This window comes from Pantoea sp. SGAir0184, assembly GCF_043544755.1.
On record NZ_CP028050.1, the window covers coordinates 2,725,030 to 2,745,339 of the forward strand.

General features: G+C 57.5%; 16 protein-coding genes. 9 read left to right on the forward strand and 7 right to left on the reverse strand.

Going from position 1 to position 20,310, the window contains the following annotated elements; all coding sequences use genetic code 11:
• Positions 1–114: 114 nt before the first annotated feature.
• The 3 genes from C1N60_RS12975 to C1N60_RS12985 form a co-directional block, all read right to left on the reverse strand.
• Positions 115–1,119 carry a glycosyltransferase family 2 protein gene (locus C1N60_RS12975; protein WP_394520944.1) on the reverse strand — a complete coding sequence of 335 codons (1,005 nt, stop codon included), beginning with the start codon at positions 1,117–1,119 and terminating at the stop codon, positions 115–117.
• Positions 1,116–2,633 carry a lipopolysaccharide biosynthesis protein gene (locus tag C1N60_RS12980; RefSeq protein ID WP_394520945.1) on the reverse strand — a complete coding sequence of 506 codons (1,518 nt, stop codon included), beginning with the start codon at positions 2,631–2,633 and terminating at the stop codon, positions 1,116–1,118. Before C1N60_RS12980 ends, C1N60_RS12975 begins: the two co-directional genes overlap by 4 nt.
• Positions 2,634–2,735: 102 nt before the next feature.
• Positions 2,736–3,530 carry a hypothetical protein gene (locus tag C1N60_RS12985; RefSeq protein ID WP_394520946.1) on the reverse strand — a complete coding sequence of 265 codons (795 nt, stop codon included), beginning with the start codon at positions 3,528–3,530 and terminating at the stop codon, positions 2,736–2,738.
• Between the two features lie 731 nt (positions 3,531–4,261).
• Between C1N60_RS12985 and ssuE the strand changes: the two genes are divergently transcribed.
• The 5 genes from ssuE to ssuB are packed head-to-tail and all read left to right on the forward strand — an operon-like array spanning position 4,262 to position 8,530.
• Positions 4,262–4,813 (forward strand): NADPH-dependent FMN reductase, encoded by a 552-nt coding sequence (gene ssuE, locus C1N60_RS12990; RefSeq protein WP_021508321.1) that lies wholly within the window; start codon positions 4,262–4,264, stop codon positions 4,811–4,813.
• Positions 4,814–4,823: 10 nt separating this feature from the next.
• Positions 4,824–5,783, forward strand: coding sequence for a sulfonate ABC transporter substrate-binding protein (locus C1N60_RS12995; protein WP_394520947.1), 960 nt, complete (start codon positions 4,824–4,826; stop codon positions 5,781–5,783).
• Between the two features lie 11 nt (positions 5,784–5,794).
• Complete coding sequence (gene ssuD, locus C1N60_RS13000; protein WP_058775379.1) at positions 5,795–6,940, forward strand: FMNH2-dependent alkanesulfonate monooxygenase; 1,146 nt, start codon at positions 5,795–5,797, stop codon at positions 6,938–6,940.
• A gap of 10 nt (positions 6,941–6,950) precedes the next feature.
• The gene (gene ssuC / locus C1N60_RS13005) at positions 6,951–7,742 is read left to right on the forward strand and encodes an aliphatic sulfonate ABC transporter permease SsuC (protein ID WP_021508324.1); all 792 of its coding nucleotides are present in this window, start codon (positions 6,951–6,953) and stop codon (positions 7,740–7,742) included.
• Positions 7,739–8,530, forward strand: coding sequence for an aliphatic sulfonates ABC transporter ATP-binding protein (ssuB, locus tag C1N60_RS13010; RefSeq protein WP_021508325.1), 792 nt, complete (start codon positions 7,739–7,741; stop codon positions 8,528–8,530). Before ssuC ends, ssuB begins: the two co-directional genes overlap by 4 nt.
• Before the next feature lie 79 nt (positions 8,531–8,609).
• Here ssuB and pepN read toward each other — a convergent pair whose 3' ends face one another.
• Positions 8,610–11,225: an aminopeptidase N gene (gene pepN / locus C1N60_RS13015; protein WP_394520948.1), complete on the reverse strand. Its 2,616-nt coding sequence runs from the start codon at positions 11,223–11,225 to the stop codon at positions 8,610–8,612.
• A 245-nt stretch (positions 11,226–11,470) separates the two neighbouring features.
• On the opposite strand from pepN, the gene pncB reads away from it, so the two are divergent.
• The 4 genes from pncB to C1N60_RS13035 all read left to right on the forward strand — a co-directional run bounded on the left by pncB (position 11,471) and on the right by C1N60_RS13035 (position 17,054).
• On the forward strand, positions 11,471–12,676 hold the full coding sequence (gene pncB, locus C1N60_RS13020) for a nicotinate phosphoribosyltransferase (RefSeq protein ID WP_058780857.1): 1,206 nt from the start codon (positions 11,471–11,473) through the stop codon (positions 12,674–12,676).
• 155 nt (positions 12,677–12,831) lie between these two features.
• On the forward strand, positions 12,832–14,232 hold the full coding sequence (gene asnS, locus C1N60_RS13025) for an asparagine--tRNA ligase (protein WP_394520949.1): 1,401 nt from the start codon (positions 12,832–12,834) through the stop codon (positions 14,230–14,232).
• A 300-nt stretch (positions 14,233–14,532) separates the two neighbouring features.
• Positions 14,533–15,663: a porin OmpC gene (ompC, locus tag C1N60_RS13030; RefSeq protein WP_058780805.1), complete on the forward strand. Its 1,131-nt coding sequence runs from the start codon at positions 14,533–14,535 to the stop codon at positions 15,661–15,663.
• A gap of 200 nt (positions 15,664–15,863) precedes the next feature.
• Positions 15,864–17,054 (forward strand): amino acid aminotransferase, encoded by a 1,191-nt coding sequence (locus C1N60_RS13035; RefSeq protein WP_325923463.1) that lies wholly within the window; start codon positions 15,864–15,866, stop codon positions 17,052–17,054.
• A gap of 32 nt (positions 17,055–17,086) precedes the next feature.
• On the opposite strand, the gene C1N60_RS13040 is transcribed toward C1N60_RS13035, so the two are convergent.
• The 3 genes from C1N60_RS13040 to ldtD form a co-directional block, all read right to left on the reverse strand.
• Positions 17,087–17,716: an MBL fold metallo-hydrolase gene (locus tag C1N60_RS13040; RefSeq protein WP_136546403.1), complete on the reverse strand. Its 630-nt coding sequence runs from the start codon at positions 17,714–17,716 to the stop codon at positions 17,087–17,089.
• A 36-nt stretch (positions 17,717–17,752) separates the two neighbouring features.
• Entirely contained in the window at positions 17,753–18,304 is a 552-nt protein-coding gene (locus tag C1N60_RS13045; RefSeq protein ID WP_031279855.1) for a YcbK family protein, read from the reverse strand.
• 188 nt (positions 18,305–18,492) lie between these two features.
• The gene (gene ldtD, locus C1N60_RS13050; RefSeq protein ID WP_394520950.1) at positions 18,493–20,295 is read right to left on the reverse strand and encodes a L,D-transpeptidase; all 1,803 of its coding nucleotides are present in this window, start codon (positions 20,293–20,295) and stop codon (positions 18,493–18,495) included.
• Positions 20,296–20,310: the final 15 nt, after the last annotated feature.

Consider the following 20,310-nt stretch of genomic DNA (forward strand, 5'->3'; position numbering starts at 1 on the left):
TCCTGAATGGCGGAAGCTTCGTGAAAGTCGGGTGCACGGGAATTTGTGCGCCAGAATGGTAAGGTGCTCTGGCGCAAAAGTAAATTACTCTGGGATGCAACAATTTGATCGGTATCAGCGTCGGGCGGAATAGCGTCCCAGACGATCGCGGCAGGCCTGTAAGCCGCTGTAAATCGCCGGGCAATACCACAGCAGTTTCAGTCGCGCGTTGTGCTGTAACACTTTACGCACCAGCTGATTCACCTGCGGCTGCCACTCGGCGGGCACCGTCATGTGATTTTTGCGGATTTGCGTCAGGCAGCCGTGCATCACCGTCTGGTAATAGTCATCCAGCAGCGCCTCATCGTACGGCAGTTGCTGCTGGTGCAGGAACTGCTCACTGCCGGCGCGGGCGATAAAGTAATTTTTCACCCACGAGAAGTCGCGCGTGCTCTGCGACAGTGAACTCAGCATAAAGCGTTTGTAGTAGTAGCTCTGGCTGGTGCAGTACAGCGCGCGCGCCTGCAGGTAGAGGGCGAACATAAAAGGCGCGTCTTCATGGTTCTGGATCGGCAGAAACTGCAGATCGAGCTGGTCAATCAGGCGACGCGAAATGATGCTGCTCCAGATCACCCGATGCGCCGACTGATGCTGAATCAGCGTGCGCAGCGTGGCGCTGCCGCCCGGCAGCAGGCCGCTGACGTGGCGCTGATGGATGGTCTGATAATGGCGCTGCGGTGCTGGCAGGTCGAAAAACATCTTCGCGCCAAAGCAGAACAGATCAATCTCCGGGTGACGCGCCTGTACGCGGCGGAAATCGGCGAACAGTTCGGTCGAGACGAAGTCGTCGGCATCCATAAAATAGACGAAATCGCCGCTGGCTGCGGCCAGCCCCTTCATGCGCGCGGCACTGACGCCGCCGCGTCCGCCACTCAGCAGCGTCACCTGCGGATGCTGCGCAGCAAACGCCGTCAGCCAGGCCACGCTGTCATCGCTTGAGCCATCATCAATAATGATGATCTCTTCCGGCGGCGATGACTGGCGAAGTAGCGACCCCAGGGTTTCCGGCAGCCAGGGCGCGCAGTTCCAGTTAGGGATAATTACCGAAACCGTCGGCGTGCGGCGTGATGTCATGCTCATCCTCTTTCCTCTGCGTTAACAAGCGGCGCGCGCAGGCGTTTTAGCACCAGGCTGTGTAACAGACAGCACACGCCAAGGTTAAAGGCCCCGATCAGCCCCAGCCACAGCAGGTTGATCCAGCGATTCTGGTTCCACTCGATGGGCAGCAGCGTGCTGAGCCAGGCAATCAGCGCCGACACCGCCCAAATCAGCGCTACGTCGCGCGTCAGCCAGCTGAAATGGATGCCCGGCGCAAAGCGGCGATGCACCAGCCACGCCCAGCCAACTAAATAGAAGATATTCTGCCCCAGCCACAGCCAGCCGGTGCCCAGCGCCCCGTAATGGACGGCACACCAGATGTTGAGCGGCACCAGCACGACGGCAAAACAGGTGAATCCCTGCATGTGTAGTTTCAAATTGCCGTTGACGTATTGCAGGTGATACAGCAGGCCGCAGATCGCCTGGATGCCGCTGCCGAGCGCATACAGGCTAAGCACAAACGCCATCTCTTCGACAATTTGCGGTTTCTGCGTCCACGCCCACAGTAGCGGTCCGGCATAGCAGGCAATGGTGATGCTGAGCGGGGCCATAAAAATTGCCACCGCCTGGGTGGTATAGCGATAGAGCTTCAGCGATTCGGCATCGCCCTGCTGACGGGTTTTCATGCCGGTCATGCGCGGCACAATCGCCTGCATAATCGGACTGCTCAGCAGCAGGATTCCGGTCGCAGCCGTGGCGACCACGGTGAACGAGCCGTATTCACTCAGCGGCAGGGTTTTTGACAGCACCAGCCGGTCAATCTGCGAAATAAAGGTCCACACGGCGCTGGAGAAGGCGGCGCTCAGCGCAAAGCGGATAAAGGGTTTGAGCACGCCTTTCAGATCGTCGCGCTTCTCTTTGCGCGCTGCGCGGGGCACCAGCTGACAGGATTTCCAGATACAGCAGGCTGCTTCGGCAATCGAGACCAGCAATTGCCAGATAAAGAAGGTCAGCAGCGGATTCGGGAACAGCTGGATCACCAGTACCGCGCCAAAAGTACGCAGCGTGGTAATAATCAGGTTCACGCCGTTGAGCCAGACCTGATGCTCAAAACCGACAATCACGCTGCGATACGGGCTGGTACGCCAGCGAATCGCGGCGGTGATCACCATGATCGCCACGGCCACCACCACATCGCTGGCGGGCAAGTGCTGCGCATCCAGCCAGTGCGTGGCGATCCATGACGTCGCCAGCCAGCCGAGCACCACCAGCACCAGGGTGGAGAACAGGAAGAAGCGGGTCAGCGTGGCAAACAGCGCCGGAAACCAGACAAATTCTGCCTGATTCGCCCGGTAGCGTGCCGCCTCGCGCATCAGCGTGGTTGAAACGCCCGCGTCGAGCAGCTGCAGCCAGGTCAGCAATATAGAAAAGAAGCCCACGAGACCGTAAGCTTCCATACCTAAATGCTGAATATACAGGGGAACCACTAAAATACCTGACAGCGTCAGATAGATCTGGCCAACATAGTTGGCAATCGCGTTACGTTTGATAGACATAAAAACTCTGGCGTCTGGGTATTTTTCTCAGTGTTAACAGCGTGACACAAAAATACCTCAGCGCCCACGGGAGTAATTCTTAAAATTAACGCTGGCGCTATCTCAGCGGCTTTTTCTCATTTTCATCAGTGAGAAATAGAGGTCGGGATGTTTCAGTAACAGTTTTTCCATTGTGCTCTGCGGTGAAAACTGATCGGCAAAGTAGCGCACCGCGTGCCGCACATTATTAGAGAACTGCGTTTCAGCGTTTAATTCCTGCTGTACCAGCTGTAATAACCCGCTGCGTAAATAACTCTGGCGATAACGGTTTCGCTCCGGAATAAAGTGTGACAAACGGGTGACCTTTTCATACTCCGTCATAAATTGCTGATAGCTGGGTGGCGGATTAACCGTGGTGACCTCATGCTCAGCGCGAGCATCCAGCAGCCATACCGTTTGCGTATTTAACAGGCCGGCCAGCATCACATCCTGAATGCGTACCAGCGGAGCGGCATTTTTCACCAGCGCGGCGCGCAGGATGACCGCATAGTTATTCTGCTGCCACAGGCGCTGCGCCTGCAGCTGCTGGAACAGCTGCAGCGACGGCTGCAGGCCGCTGCTCAGTGCGCGTGGTGCCAGTGAAACCAGCATGCAGTTGAGCTCCGGGCGCTGATGGCTGAGCGTTGCCACTTCCTGCAACAGTGCAGCAGAGGGCGCAAAGCCGTCGGCGGCAAACAGTAAGAACGCGTCGTCGCTGACGCTCTCCGCCGCTGGCTGTGGCACAGCGGTAAACTGGCTGTGCGCGGCATCCGGCTGCAGCAGATAACACAATAGTGGATTAACGTTATCAGCCGCGACGCGCGCGGGCTGAGCGGTAACCGGCTCAGCCGGGTGCACTAACAGAGCAGACCTTCCCATATTCCTCTCCCTAAAAATAATACTGAATAATGGCCAGACAAAAATCCGCCCAATTAAGCGCAAATAAGGCAGTGACTTTTTTTTAGCGTAAGAAAACTCAATCGATTATAAACAGCCCGCCGACGGCATGACTATTGGCCCTTGCCAGGCTGGCTGTTTATTTGCCTTTTATTGTTAAGCGTCACTAAAGAAAGCCCCACTTAAGCGCAGAGGAAATTAGCAATACTCGTAACAGGAAACGTTGAGACATGGCTCAATTTTAATAAAAGGCTACGTTTTGACACACTTCCTCTTCAATTTAAGGCCAACTTAAAATGGAGCAGCGAAAACAGCAGGTGAGAAAAATCCTGGTGATAATTTTTAACTTAGGCCGCCATTTCTTCGCTACAGCTTAAATTACCTCATCTATTTCTTCTTAAGCCTGACGACAATGGCGCGCCCGGCGATATGTGTCGACGGTTACACCTCTGATTTAACCAGGCAACAGCGCTTTTAATCATTCTCACCTTGCCCGTGACGGAAGCCGCTAATGAAAACCCGGCAATCTGCGGGTGCAATTCAGATTAACCTTAGAGGCGCTTTTCCCTTCTTTTAAAAGAGCGCGCTATTCCCGCCTGACGGCTATCCATTGCCGGATAAATCATTTACGCCTCGCCGCCTGCTCTGTCAGGATTGAACGCATCAGTTCTCAATAATTGCTAATCAATAACTTTCAGTTATAAGGAGTGACCATGCGGGTTATTACGCTGGCGGGGAGTCCGCGTTTTCCTTCACGTTCTACGGCGCTGCTGAGTGTGTGCCAGCGGGCGCTGGAAGCGCGTGGCGTTGAGGTGATTCCGTGGAACATTCACAACTTTCAGCCGGAAGATTTGCTGTATGCGCGCTTTGACTCACCGGCACTGACCGCGCTTAAAGCGGATTTAGCGCTCGCGGAGGGGCTGATCGTCGCCACACCGATTTATAAAGCCTCTTTCTCAGGCGCGCTGAAAACCCTGCTCGACCTGCTGCCAGAGCGGGCGCTGGAACATAAAGTGGTGCTGCCGCTGGCCAGCGGCGGCAGCGTGGCGCACATGCTGGCCGTTGACTACGCGCTGAAACCGGTGCTGAACGCGCTGAAAGCGCAGGAAGTTCTGCACGGCGTGTTCGCCAGTGATACGCAGATCACCCATTACGACCGCCAGCCTGAGCTGGATGCGCTGCTGAGCGAGCGCATTGATGAGGCGCTGGAAACCTTCTGGCAGGCGCTGCACCGTCGTCATCAACCCTATGCTCAGGCTGTATAAAGGAACTGCGATGAAAAGGATGTTAACCCGCTGGCTGCTGCCGACCGTTACCGCGCTGTTTGCCCTGACCCTCACGGCTCAGGCTGCCGAAGCGCCAGCACAATTCCGTATCGGCTATCAGAAAGGATCGGTCAGCATGGTGCTGGCCAAATCGCATCGGCTGCTGGAGCAGCGCTTCCCGACCACCAACATTCAGTGGTTCGAGTTTCCGGCCGGTCCGCAAATGCTTGAGGCACTGAACGTGGGCAGCATTGACCTGGGCAGCACCGGTGATATCCCGCCGCTGTTTGCTCAGGCCGCCGGGGCGGATTTGCTGTATGTCGGCTCGGAGCCACCGAAGCCGCAGGCCGAGGTGATTCTGGTGCCGAAGGACAGTCCCATCCACAGCGTGGCGCAACTGAAAGGCCATAAAGTGGCGTTCCAGAAAGGCTCCAGTTCGCACAATCTGCTGCTGCGCGCGCTGGAACAGGCTGGCCTGAGCTTTAACGATATTCAGCCGACTTATCTGACGCCAGCCGATGCGCGCGCCGCGTTTCAGCAGGGTGATGTTGACGCCTGGGCGATCTGGGATCCCTACTATTCCGCTGCGCTGCTGCAGGGCAACGTCCGTGTGCTGGTGGACGGCAGTAAGCTGAACCAGACCGGTTCGTTCTACCTCGCCACGCGCAGCTTTGCTACCGAGCACGGTGACTTCGTGCAGCAGGTGCTGCACACCTTTAGCGAAGCCGATGCGCTGACGCGTAGCCAGCGCCAGCAAAGTATCGATCTGCTGGCACAGGCGATGGGCCTGCCGAAGCCGGTGATCGCCAGCTACCTTGACCATCGTCCTCCGACCACCATTACGCCGGTCAGCGCCCACACGGCGCAGGCCCAACAGCAAACTGCCGATCTGTTTTATGCCAACCATTTAATGCCGGTCAAAGTCACCATTGCCGATCGCATCTGGCAGCCACAGCCGGCCCGGCCATAAGGAAATTTATCATGAGCGTATCCGTATTCTGGTTTCTTCCCACCCACGGCGACGGCCATTATCTCGGTACCGCCGAAGGCGCGCGCCCGGTGGACCACGGTTATCTGCAACAGGTGGCGCAGGCCGCCGACCGCCTCGGTTTTGGTGGCGTGCTGATCCCCACAGGCCGGTCGTGTGAAGATGCATGGCTGGTGGCCGCATCCCTGATTCCGGTGACGCAGCGCCTGCGTTTTCTGGTGGCGCTGCGCCCGGGAGTGATTTCCCCGACGCAGGCCGCACGGCAGGCCGCCACGCTCGATCGTCTCTCCAACGGGCGCGCGCTGTTTAACCTCGTCACCGGCGGCGATCCGGAAGAGCTGGCGGGCGACGGCGTTTTCCTCGATCACCGCGAGCGTTATGCCGAATCTGCGGAGTTTACCCGCGTCTGGCGCCGGGTGAGTGAAGGCGAAACGGTCGATTACGAAGGCAAGTACGTCAAAGTGCGCGGTGCACGATTGATGTTTAAAGCGGTGCAGCAGCCACGTCCACCGCTGTGGTTCGGCGGCTCTTCGGATGCGGCGCAGGATCTGGCCGCGGAGCAGGTGGATGTCTATCTGACCTGGGGCGAACCGCCGGCGCTGGTCAAAGAGAAGATTGAACAGGTGCGCGCCAAAGCGGCGGCGCAGGGGCGCACGGTGCGCTTCGGCATTCGTCTGCACGTGATTGTGCGTGAAACCAATGAGGAAGCATGGCAGGCGGCAGACCGGCTCATCGCCCATCTTGACGATGCCACCATTGCTAAAGCGCAGGCGGCTTTTGCCCGCACCGATTCAGTCGGTCAGCAGCGCATGGCCGCGCTGCACGGCGGACGGCGCGATCGGCTGGAGATCAGCCCGAACCTGTGGGCTGGCGTCGGTCTGGTACGCGGCGGTGCCGGGACTGCACTGGTGGGCGACGGTCCGACGGTCGCGGCGCGTATGCAGGAGTATCAGGATCTCGGCATCGAGACCTTTATTCTGTCTGGCTATCCGCATCTGGAAGAGGCCTATCGCGTGGGCGAGCTGCTGTTCCCTCATCTCGACCTGGCCGTGCCGGAAATCCCGCAACCCCGCGTAGTGCAGGCGCACGGTGAAGCGGTCGCCAATGATTTCACCCCGCAAAAAGTCGCGCAGAGTTAAGGAGTTGCATATGGCAAAGGTCAAGAAACAGCTGAGCAATGCCCTGCTGCCGTGGGCGCTGCCGGTGCTGCTGGTGGTGGTGTGGCAGATTGCCTCACAGGCCGGCTGGCTGTCGACGCGCATCCTGCCCTCGCCGGAGAATATTGTCATCACCTTCTGGCATCTCGCGGCCAGCGGTGAGTTGTGGCAACACCTCGCCATCAGCGGCTGGCGAGCGGCAATCGGCTTTGCCATTGGCGGTTCGATTGGCCTGATTCTCGGGCTGATTACCGGCACGTCGCGCACCGGGGAACGGTTGCTGGATACCTCGGTACAGATGCTGCGTAACGTGCCGCACCTGGCGCTGATCCCGCTGGTGATTCTGTGGTTCGGCATCGACGAGTCAGCCAAAATTTTTCTTGTGGCGCTCGGCACGCTGTTCCCTATCTACCTCAATACCTATCACGGCATACGGAATATTGACCGCGGCCTGGTGGAGATGGCGCGCAGCTATGGTCTTTCCGGCTGGAGCCTGTTTATTCAGGTGATTTTGCCGGGCGCGCTGCCGTCAATCATGGTTGGCGTGCGCTTTGCCCTCGGTCTGATGTGGCTGACGCTGATCGTGGCCGAAACCATCTCGGCCAACTCCGGTATTGGCTATCTGGCAATGAACGCCCGTGAGTTTCTGCAAACCGATGTGGTGGTGGTCGCCATCATTCTCTATGCCCTGCTGGGCAAACTGGCCGACGTAACGGCACAGCTGCTGGAGCGTGTCTGGCTGCGCTGGCATCCGGCTTACCAATTGAAGGAGGAGAACGCATGAGCAACGCAACGCTAAGCCCGGCGCGCCTGAACCGCGGTACCCCGGTGGGCGTCAATGGCGTCACCAAGCAGTATGGCAATCGCACCATCCTGAATCATATCGATTTACACATCCCGGCCGGCCAGTTTGTCGCGGTGGTTGGCCGCAGCGGCTGCGGTAAAAGTACCCTGCTGCGCCTGCTGGCCGGGCTGGAATCCACCACGCACGGTGAACTGCTGGCGGGCAACGCGCCGCTGGCCGAGGCGCGCGAAGATACCCGCCTGATGTTTCAGGATGCGCGTCTGCTGCCGTGGAAGAAAGTGATCGATAACGTTGGCCTCGGTCTGAAAGGCCGCGAGTGGCGCAGCGCCGCACTTGAGGCGCTGGCGGCGGTCGGTCTGGCCGATCGCGCACATGAGTGGCCGGCAGCGCTCTCCGGCGGACAGAAACAGCGGGTGGCCCTGGCGCGGGCGCTGATTCATCGTCCCGGCCTGCTGCTGCTCGATGAACCACTCGGCGCACTTGATGCGCTGACGCGTATTGAAATGCAGGGCCTGATTGAGTCGCTATGGCAGCAGCATAATTTTACCGTGTTGCTGGTGACGCACGATGTCAGCGAAGCGGTGGCGATGGCCGATCGCGTATTGCTGATTGAAGAGGGTCAGATCGGGCTGGATTTGGCGGTGGATTTACCGCGTCCGCGCCGCAAAGGATCGGCGCGCCTTGCCGAGCTGGAGGCCGAGGTGCTGGATCGGGTGATGAAGCGGGGAACCTCAGAGCAGCCCCTGCAGTTCGCGCAGCAGCGCTAATTCAGGACGCGCGATAAATCGCGCCGCTACAGAGGATTGCAACTCTTTGTAGCGGCGCAATTTATTGCGCATTTTTTTCTTACGCGTTCAGCGCTTTGGTGATCTTCTCGTACAGATCGCCGGACAGATTCTCCAGCCCTTTCAGCGTCTCCAGCGCCTTACGCATCAGCGCCTGACGGTCGGCATCATAACGCTTCAGACGAATCAGCGGCTCAATCATGCGCGCTGCCACCTGCGGGTTGCGGCGGTTGAGATCGGTCAGCATCTCCACCAGGAACTGGTAGCCGCTGCCATCTTTGGCGTGGAAGGCTGCCGGGTTGGCCGAGGCAAACGCGCCAATCAGCGAACGGATGCGGTTCGGGTTACCCATGGTGAACGAGCGATGCGTCAGCAAGCTACGAACCTTGCTCAGCACGTCAGCCGCCGGGCTGGTGGCCTGCAACATAAACCACTTATCCATCACCAGACCATCCTGATGCCAGCGCTCGTCGTACGCCGCCAGCAGCGCATCACGGCACGGCAACTGCGCCGCCACCGCCGCTGACAGCGCGGCTAGCGCATCGGTCATGTTGCTGGCTTTGTCGTACTGCGCCTGCACCAGTTTGCTGGCCTGCTCCGCGTCCGCAAACGCCAGATAACTCAGGCAGACATTCTTCAGCGCGCGCTTGCCGATCTCGGCATGCTCGACTTTGTAGTCGCTGCTCTGGTTGGCGAGATACACCGCGTAAAACTCATCGCTCAGCTCATTCGCCAGCGTGCGCACCAGCGCCGCGCGCACTGCGGCAATCGCCAGCGGGTCGATCACCTCGAACAGCTCGGCGATCTCATTCTCTGACGGCAGCGTCAGGATCAGCGCCATCAGCGCCGGATCGCCCTGCTCATCCAGCAGCACCGCGCGGAAAGCATCGGCGACGTGCAGCGGCAGCGACAGCGGCTGGCCCTGCTGATGGCGCGCCACGTTGAGGCGGATATACGTCGCCAGCAGGCTTTGCGCGGCATCCCAGCGCGAGAAGTCGTTGCGCGCGTGGCGCATCAGGAAAGTCAGCTGCGCATCGCTCCATTTATAGTCGAGCTTCACCGGTGCGGAGAATTCCCGCAGCAGCGACGGCACCGGCTGGAAATAGACCTTGTCGAAAATGAAGGTCTGGAACTCGTCGGTGACGTTCAGCACGTGATGAACCGGATGACCGTTGTGCTGCAACGGAATGACCTTGCCTTCGCCGTCATACAGTTCGATATCCAGCGGAATGTGCAGCGGCAGCTTCTCCTTTTGATCGGCGGTCGGGGGCGTGTGCTGCGTGACGTGCAGCGTGTACTGCTCCAGCTCCGGGTTGTAGTCATCACGCACCGTCAGCACCGGCGTGCCTGACTGACTGTACCAGCGGCGGAACTGGGACAGATCGACGTTGGAGGCATCTTCCATCGCCTGCACAAAATCATCACAGGTGGCGGCGCTGCCATCGTGACGCTCGAAATAGAGCTGCATCCCCTGCTGGAACTGCTCTTCACCCAGCAGCGTGTGCAGCATGCGAATCACTTCCGAACCCTTCTCGTACACCGTCAGGGTATAGAAGTTGTTCATTTCGATCACCTGATCCGGACGGATCGGATGGGCCATCGGGCTGGCATCCTCGGCAAACTGCGCGCCGCGCATCACGCGCACATTATCAATACGGTTGACCGCGCGCGAGCCGAGATCGGAGCTGAACTCCTGATCGCGGAAGACCGTCAGACCTTCTTTCAGGCTGAGCTGGAACCAGTCGCGGCAGGTCACGCGGTTGCCGGTCCAGTTGTGGAAATATTCGTGACCAATCACGGCTTCAATGCCGAGATAGTCTTTGTCGGTGGCGGTTTCCGCTTTGGCCAGCACGTATTTGGAGTTGAAGACGTTGAGGCCTTTATTCTCCATCGCGCCCATGTTGAAGAAATCCACCGCGACGATCATAAAGATATCGAGGTCATATTCGAGGCCGAAACGCTCTTCGTCCCACTTCATGCTGGCTTTGAGCGAGGTCATCGCCCAGTCCGCGCGGTCCAGGTTGCCGCGATCGACAAAAATTTCCAGCGCCACGTTACGGCCGGAACGGGTGGTAAAGCTGTCACGCAGCACATCGAAATCGCCGGCGACCAGCGCAAACAGGTAGCAGGGTTTCGGGAACGGATCCTGCCACTTCACCCAGTGACGCCCATCCTCGTGCTGACCGCTCTCCAGTTTGTTGCCGTTGGACAGCAGGTACGGATAGCTAGCCGCGTCGGCGATGAGGGTGGTGGTGAAGCGCGCCAGCACGTCCGGGCGATCGAGATACCAGGTGATATGCCGGAAGCCTTCGGCTTCACACTGGGTGCAGAGCGCCTCGCCGGATTTATACAGCCCTTCCAGCGCGGTGTTTTTATCCGGATGGATTTCATTAATAATGGTCAGGGTAAAGTTGTCCGGCAGCTGGCTGATGATCAGTGCGCCCTGCTCTTCGCGGTAGTGCGGCCACGGATTGCCATCCACCGCCAGCGACAGCAGCGTCAGCGCCTCACCGTCCAGACGCAGTTCAGCCTGCTGCGCGCCAAGGCGTTTTACGTGACTGACGGCGGTGACGCGCGTGGTCGCCGCATCAAGATCAAACGTCAGGTCGATATCGGTGATGGTGTAGTCCGGCGCCCGGTAGTCGTGGCGATATTTAATTTGCGGCTGTTGCGTCATAAATCCTTCTCGCATCGTTAATATAGTCAACCCTCAGAGTCTAAGCGGGTTGCGCCCGGGTTGCCACGCACAATGCGTGCGTTGCGCCAAAAGTCTACAATTCATTAACAATGGCACAAATGACCCTCGACCTGTCACCTGCAATTATGGTGTGATCGCGGTGATTACTGTTTTATACTCCTGCGTCTTTATGACTTTGTTGAATACCGGGCTCTGCTCCGCGGAAGAGGATGCTGAAACGCACCATGACTGGACACGCTTCCCCGATTTTGACCACGCTGCTTGATACCGATGCCTATAAGCTTCACATGCAGCAGGCCGTTTATCATCGTTACTACGATGTCCCGGTAACGGCAGAATTTCGCTGCCGCAGCGATGAGCAGCTCGGCCAGTATGCCGACGCCATCCGCACGCACATTACTGCCATGCAATCTCTGGCGCTGAGCGATGACGAATATCGTTACCTCAGCAGCTTACCGTTTTTCCAGCAGGATTATCTCGACTGGCTGCGCCAGTTCCGCTTCGATGCCTCGCAGGTTGAGGTGCGCGACGATCACGGGCATCTGCGCATTCAGATTCGCGGCCCGTGGCGTGAAGTGATTCTGTGGGAAGTGCCGCTGCTGGCGCTGATCAGCGAAGTGGTACACCGCCACCGGACGCCGGAAAGCGGCGCGGAACAGGCGGTGGCGCATCTGCAGCAGAAGCTGGTGCACTTCCGTGAGCAGGTGGGCGATCTCGATATGTCGCGCTTCCAGCTGATGGACTTTGGCACGCGCCGTCGTTATTCGCGCGCGGTGCAGGAAGCGATTGTCAGCACGCTGAAAAACGAATTCCCGTGGCTGCTGGGCACCAGTAACTACGATCTGGCGCGCCGGTTGCAGCTTAACCCGGTCGGAACCCAGGCACATGAATGGTTCCAGGCGCATCAGCAGATCAGCCCGGTACTGGCCAACAGCCAGCGCGCGGCGCTGCAATCGTGGCTGGATGAGTACGATAACCAGCTCGGCATTGCCCTGACAGACTGCATCACGATGGACGCCTTCCTGCGTGATTTCGGCCCCGGTTTTGCCCATCGCTATCAGGGCCTGCGCCATGATTCGGGCGATCCGGTGGAGTGGGGAGAAAAAGCCATTGCGCATTATCAGCGGCTGAATATCGATCCGCTCAGCAAAACGCTGGTGTTCTCCGACAATCTCAACCTCGATAAAGCGCTGGCGCTGTATCGTCATTTCGGTCAGCGTGCGAACGTGGTATTTGGCATCGGCACCCGCCTCACCTGCGATATTCCCGGCGTCACGCCTTTGAATATCGTGATCAAACTGGTGAGCTGCAACGGCAAACCGGTGGCCAAACTCTCCGACAGTCCCGGTAAAACCATCTGCCAGGATAAAGCCTTCGTGCGCGCCCTGCGCAAAGCCTTCGACCTGCCGCTGGTCAAACGCGCCAGCTAATTGGCCTGAGCAGGGTGCCTGCGCCCTGCTCTGCGCCAGAAAATCTCTTTATTCCCCGGCAATTTTGCTTGTTTCCTGGTGGCTCGCAAGTAACATAGCTAAACCCCGGAATGGGGCTTATTTCACTCCATCTTCATTTATATAGAGAGATTTTTATGAGCGTAGTGCCTGTAGCGGATGTACTGCACGGCCGTGTCGCGGTTGACAGTGAAGTCACCGTACGTGGTTGGGTACGTACCCGAAGAGATTCCAAAGCCGGTCTTTCCTTCATCGCCGTTTATGACGGTTCCTGCTTTAATCCCGTTCAGGCCGTCGTCAATAATTCTCTGAATAATTATCAGGATGAAGTGCTGCGTCTGACCACCGGCTGTTCGGTGATCGTCACCGGTAAAGTGGTGGAGTCGCCGGGTGAAGGCCAGGCATTCGAACTGCAGGCGACCCAGGTTGAAGTCACCGGCTGGGTGGACGATCCGGATACCTATCCGATGGCGGCTAAACGTCACAGCATCGAATACCTGCGTGAAGTGGCGCACCTGCGTCCGCGCACCAACATTGTTGGTGCCGTAGCGCGCGTACGTCATACGCTGGCGCAGGCGCTGCATCGCTTCTTCCATGAAAACGGCTATTTCTGGGTCTCCACGCCGCTGATCACCGCTTCTGACACCGAAGGTGCCGGCGAGATGTTCCGCGTCTCAACGCTGGATCTGGAAAACCTGCCGCGCGACCCGCAGGGCAAAGTCGATTTTGATAAAGACTTCTTTGGTAAAGAGGCTTTCCTGACCGTTTCCGGCCAGCTGAACGCCGAGACCTACGCCTGTGCGCTGTCCAAAGTGTATACCTTTGGTCCAACGTTCCGTGCTGAAAACTCGAATACCAGCCGTCACTTAGCGGAATTCTGGATGCTGGAGCCGGAAGTGGCGTTCGCTACGCTGGACGATGCGGCTGCCCTGGCGGAAGCGATGCTGAAGTATGTGTTTAAAGCGGTACTGGAAGAGCGTGCTGATGATATGGCGTTCTTCGCCGATCGCGTGGATAAAGAAGCCATCGCCCGTCTGGAGCGCTTCATCACCACGGATTTCGCCCAGGTAGACTATACCGACGCCGTCGACATCCTGCTGAAAAGCGGCCAGAGCTTCGAGAACCCGGTGTCATGGGGTGTCGATCTCTCTTCCGAACACGAGCGTTATCTGGCGGAGAAACACTTTAAAGCGCCGGTGGTGGTGAAGAACTACCCGAAAGATATTAAAGCGTTCTATATGCGTATGAACGACGACGGCAAAACCGTGGCGGCGATGGACGTGCTGGCGCCGGGCATCGGTGAAATCATCGGTGGTTCCCAGCGTGAAGAGCGTCTTGATGTACTGGATGCGCGCCTCGCTGAAATGGGTCTGAATAAAGAAGATTACTGGTGGTATCGTGACCTGCGTCGCTATGGCACCGTGCCGCATGCCGGCTTCGGTTTAGGTTTCGAACGTTTGATCGCCTATGTCACCGGTGTACAAAATGTAAGAGACGTTATCCCGTTCCCACGCACGCCACGTAACGCGAATTTCTAAGATTTAAGATTAAATATAAGAAATTCATATATATATTGAGGTCGGCCCTGCCGGCCTTTTTTTATTTTTGTAAATTTTGAGTTCTCTCACAAAGTTCCCGATATTTTACAAATTGTAATACAATTTTGCTTTTTGATACGTAATTACGAGAATTGAATCATTTTCGGGCTAGAATTAGCAACCCCGTGATGGAAAGATGCGTGCAGACACAGGAGACATCAAACTTCTTTCAAGGTTCCCGTAAAGGTTTCTTGACGGCAGTGGCAGATGTCCAAATAACTCCAATGAGGGTAATAAATAATGATGAAGCGCAACATTCTTGCAGTGGTTATCCCTGCTCTGTTAGCTGCCGGCGCAGCAAACGCAGCAGAAATCTATAACAAAGATGGCAACAAACTGGACCTCTACGGTAAAGTTGATGCGCGTCACCAGTTCTCTGATGACTCAAGCTCAGACGGCGACAAATCTTACGTTCGTTTCGGCTTCAAGGGTGAAACTCAGATTACCGACCAGCTGACCGGTTACGGCCAGTGGGAATACAACGTACAGGCTAACGTTGCTGAATCTGAAGGCACTTCTGGTTCTAAAACCCGTCTGGGCTTCGCCGGTCTGAAATTTGGTGATGCAGGCTCATTCGACTACGGTCGTAACTACGGCGTTCTGTACGACGCAATGTCTTACACTGACCAGCTGCCAGTATTCGGTGATGATACCCTGTATCAGGACAACGACAACTTCATGGCCGGTCGTTCAAACGGTCTGGCTACCTACCGTAACAGCAACTTCTTCGGTCTGGTTGACGGTCTGGCATTCGCCGTTCAGTATCAGGGCAAAAACGAAGGTCGTGGCCCTCGTTACGACAACGGTGATGGCTGGGGTACCTCTCTGTCCTATGACACTGGCATGGGCATCAGCGCAGTGGGTGCATACTTCAACTCTGACCGCACTGACCAGCAGGCAACTGATGGCAACGGTGATAAAGCAAGTGCCTACGGCTTCGGTCTGAAATATGACGCGAACAATGTTTACCTGGCAGCCTTCTACGGTGAGTCACGTAACCTGACTCAATATGGCAATAACAACGACGGCACTGGCGCTACCGGCCCTGACTTCAACTTCGCTGCCAACAAAGCGCAGGCTTTCGAAGTGGTTGCTCAGTACCAGTTCGACTTCGGTCTGCGTCCATCCATCGCTTACCTGCAGTCTAAAGGCAAGGACCTGAACGGCGCGACTGGCCACGGTTCAACCTTCGCTGGCGGCGATGCTGACCTGGTTAAATATATCGAAATCGGTACCTACTACTACTTCAACAAAAACATGTCCACCTACGTTGACTACAAAATCAACCTGCTGGACGACAACGATTTCACCCGCGCTACCGGTACTTCTACCGACGACGTGGTTGGCGTTGGCCTGGTTTACCAGTTCTAATCTGCCGATTCGAACTGCGTAACACCTCAGAAACGGAGCCTTCGGGCTCCGTTTTGCATTTCAGTGATCGGGCTCCCGATTAGCGCCATTACTTTATACGCCACAGTTATTTCTTTTTTATGTCAGCGGTTGGCAAGCGTTGCGTCTGACGTTAACCTGATAGCTCATTTTGCTAAAGTTCACCCTAACGGAACTGACTCATGTTTGAATCAATCTCTGCCGCACCAGCCGATCCTATTCTGGGACTGGCTGACCTGTTTCGCGCCGACGACCGCCCGAATAAAATCAATCTTGGCATTGGTGTTTATAAAGATGAAACCGGCAAAACGCCGGTGCTGACCAGTGTGAAAAAAGCTGAGCAGTATCTGCTGGAGAACGAGACCACCAAAAACTACCTCAGCATTGATGGTCTGGCTGATTTCGCGCGCTGCACGCAGGAACTGCTGTTTGGCAAAGAGAACGCGCTGATTAGCGCTGGCCGCGCCTGCACCGCGCAGACGCCGGGCGGTACCGGTGCGCTGCGCGTCGCCGCGGATTTCCTCGCTACGCAAACCAACGTCAAACGCGTCTGGGTGAGCAATCCCAGCTGGCCGAACCACAAAAACGTGTTCAACGCCGCCGGCCTGGAAGTGTGTGATTACCAGTATTACGATGCGGCGAACCACAGCCTCGACTTCGACGGCATGCTGGCCTCGCTGCAGGAAGCGCAGGCGGGCGACGTGGTGCTGTTCCACGGCTGCTGCCATAACCCGACCGGTATCGATCCTACCGCTGACCAGTGGCAACAGCTGGCGCAGCTGTCGCTGGAGAAAGGCTGGCTGCCACTGTTCGATTTCGCCTACCAGGGCTTCGCACGCGGTCTGGATGAAGATGCTGAAGGCCTGCGCATTTTCGCCGCATCCCATCAGGAACTGATCGTCGCCAGCTCCTACTCGAAGAACTTTGGTCTGTACAACGAGCGTGTCGGTGCGCTGACGCTGGTAGCGGCAACGGCCGACGTGGCGAAGACAGCATTCAGCCAGGTGAAATACAGCATCCGCGCCAACTACTCGAACCCGCCGTCGCACGGTGCTGCCGTGGTCGCCACCATTCTCGGTAACGACGCGCTGCGTACCATCTGGGTGCAGGAACTGACCGACATGCGCCAGCGCATTCAGCGCATGCGCCAGCTGTTTGTGAATACCCTGGCGGAGAAAGGCGCACAGCGCGATTTCAGCTTCATCATCAAACAGAACGGCATGTTCTCGTTCAGCGGTCTGACCAAAGATCAGGTGGTGCGTCTGCGTGAAGAGTTTGGCGTGTATGCGGTGAATTCCGGTCGCGTTAACGTGGCAGGCATGACGCCGGATAATATGTCGGCGCTGTGCGAAGCCATCGTCGCGGTGCTGTAACCAACGAAAAATGGGCCTGATGGCCCATTTTTTTATTGCAGGAAAGGATTACTGACGCGCTCGTGGCCGAGGGTGGAAATCGGGCCATGGCCGGGAACAAACGTCACATCGTCACCCAGCGGCAGAAGTTTATCCTGGATGGCCGCGATTAGATCGCTGTGGCTGCCCTGCGGAAAATCGGTGCGCCCGACGCCACCGTTAAAAATCACATCACCTGAGATCAGCAGACGGCCAGCACGATCAAAGAACACGATATGGCCAGGCGTATGCCCTGGACAATGCAGCACTTCCAGCGTCACGTTGCCCAGCTGTACCGTTTCGCCCTCTTCCAGCCAGCGATCTGGCGTCAGCGGCGCGCACTCCGGCAAACCAAACATCCGGCTTTGAGTGGGCAGGTTATCGAGCCAGAAGGCATCGGCTGGCTGCGGCCCGACGATCGGCACCTGATAGTGCTGCGCCAGTTGGGCAGCAGCACCGACGTGATCGAGATGGCCGTGGGTCAGCAGGATTTGCGACGGCGTTAAGCCTCGCTCCGCCAGCACGGCAATAATGGTTTCGGCATCGCCGCCGGGATCAACCAGCGCAGCCTGTTGCGTCTCGTCATCCCAGATAACGGAACAGTTCTGTGAAAAGGCGGTGACCGGAATAATCAGGTAATTCATAGCGCTCCATGACCGACACACGCAGCGCTGCCGGTATCAGGACCAGTGCCTTGCAGGCCCGGTATCAATGTGTACGAAGTTGCTGCGCGGGTAATATCCTACACCACCGGCGCGCATAGATAACGCCGCTTTGCGAACATTGCTCAGAGAAATGCCCTCAATGTGGAAATCCATCGCCTGCCCTTTGGTGTGATAGCTGTGTTTAGCCACGCCAGGGCCCGATTCACGCAGCATATTATTGGTCGCCAGCGTACGGTAGCCGGAGATCAGCTGCACCGGTTTGCGCGTGTTGAGCAGCGTCTGCAAACGATAGAGCTGGTCAAACAGATGCGGATCGATGTGTTTAACCTGATTGGCGCGGTAATCGCGGAAGAAGTGGTTTAAGCGAGCTAACTCATCCTTGTCATAACTCTTACCGTTAAAAAACTCAGTTTTGAGGGTTTCACCGGTATGCATGTTACTGAGCGTTAATACCCGGGGGCGGGAGGTGGAAACTGACGCCAGCGCTGCACCCGGCAGCAGTGACAATCCAGCCGCTGCGCCACCCAGCAGCAATAAACGACGACGTTGAGAATCAAAATTAGCCATGAAGCGGGGTTACCTAATCTAAAACGATAAAAATATGTGCAAAAAGTACACAAGGCCGAACAGTAACCGCAGCCTGGAGAGCAGTCAACCCGCAATCTGTCACAGAATGCGCAAAACCGGTCTGAAATCAATTTTCCAGACCGGTCTTGCCATTTTCTTTGAGGGAAGGATAACAGGGAAATCAACGCTTAGAGCAGCAGCTGCCCCGCTTTGGTCAGCACCTGGCTGCCGGAGCGCGCCGGGTTATCATAATTGTAAATATCTGTACGATACTGCGGCTGGCCGTCGTCCGCCACCCAGGCCGTAAGGTAGTAGAGATTGACCGGAATACGATGGCGAATTGGCACGTAGCGCGTATCGCCCTGCTTCAGCGTGTCAGAGATACGGCTGTCGTTCCAGCCCGCGTCCTGCAACAGCAGATCGGCCAGTTCAGAAGCTTTGTTGACGCGCACGCAGCCGGAGCTGAGCGCGCGGATATCACGCTGGAACAGGCCATGATTCGGCGTGTCGTGCAGATAAATCGCGTCTGAACTCGGCATGTTGAATTTATAGCGGCCCAGCGAGTTGCTGGCTCCCGGCGCCTGACGAATGCGATACGGGAAACTGGCGGCGGACACCATGTGCCAGTCAATCATCGACGGATCGATCACTTCCGCATCAGCGCTCCAGCCCGACAGCAGCGTGTAGCCGTGCTTATACAGATAGCTCGGATCCTGCTTCACCTTCGGCACGATATCCTGGCGCACCAGCGTGGTGGGCACGTTCCACGGTGGATTGAGCACCACATTATTGAGCGCGCTGCGCATCAGCGGCGTTTTGCGGTCCGGACGACCGACAATCACCCGCGAGGACAGAATGGTATTGCCGTTGTTGTAGTAGGTCAGGGAATAGTTGGGAATATTCACCATGATGCCGTTGTGCATGTCATCCGGCAGCAGACGCAGACGCTGGATATTCAGCGCCAGCAGCGCTGCACGCATCTGCGGCGAAACATTCAGCCACTCGCGGGTGCGCGGGCCGATGGCACCGTCGTCTGCCAGTCCCTGCCAGTGCTGGAAGCGTTTTACCCCCTCCACCAGCGTGTTGTCGTAGACATTATTGCTGGCCGCCGGGGTGACCGTGCTGATGTTGCCGCTGGCCTGCGGAACCTGCGCCGGCAGATCGCTGACGCTGGTGGCCGACGGGCTGACGGCCACGGGCTGATCGCTCTGACTCACCGGTTGCGGCGCCGTCGGGACGGCATCGTCGGCTGGCGTGGGCGTCGCGCTGTGCGTGCCGGTCAGCATCCCGGTGCGCTGCAGAATCTCACGCAGCGCCGGCACATCATCGCTGATCTGACCCGGGCGCAGCGTGCCCTTATCGCGCAGCTGCGGCCACGGCCGGTTATCGGTCAGCAACGCTTTTAACGCGCTGTGCATCGGTGCGTACTGCGGATGCTGCGGTTGCAGCGACACCACAAAGGCGCGGCTGCCGCCGCCGTTCACCGCGTTCTGCCACTGATTGATGGCGGAGAGTGACGGCATGGTCAGCTTATACGGCACATTACTGTACAGCCAGGTTTCGCCCTGGGTTGGTACGTTAGCGACAAACTGCAGATAGCCAAGCATGGCGTCGCTCAGCACCACGTCCCGCGCGAAGCCTTTAATATCCGGATTGGTGAGCAACTCTACCCAGCGGGTAAACTGCGGCTGTACGCCGGAGAGCGCCACTTCTGCCAGCTGCTGCTGGAAAGCCTGCACGGCGTCGCGATCCTGCCACAGCGGCGCCATGTTGCGTGCCGCATAGATGCCGGCGAGGCCGGGCAGATAAAAGGGTCGTTCGCTGGGGCTAAATGCCTGCTGAATTTGCTGCTGGCTGGCAACCACAGACAGCGTGCTGTGCGGCAGCGCGCCGACGTCTGCCGCCTGGCTGATAACCAGCGGTGCCGCCATCAGTGACAAACTGAGTGCTATTGCAGCACGATTAACTCTGCTCTTCTTGTTCAGCAACATCCCTGCCCCCTTCTT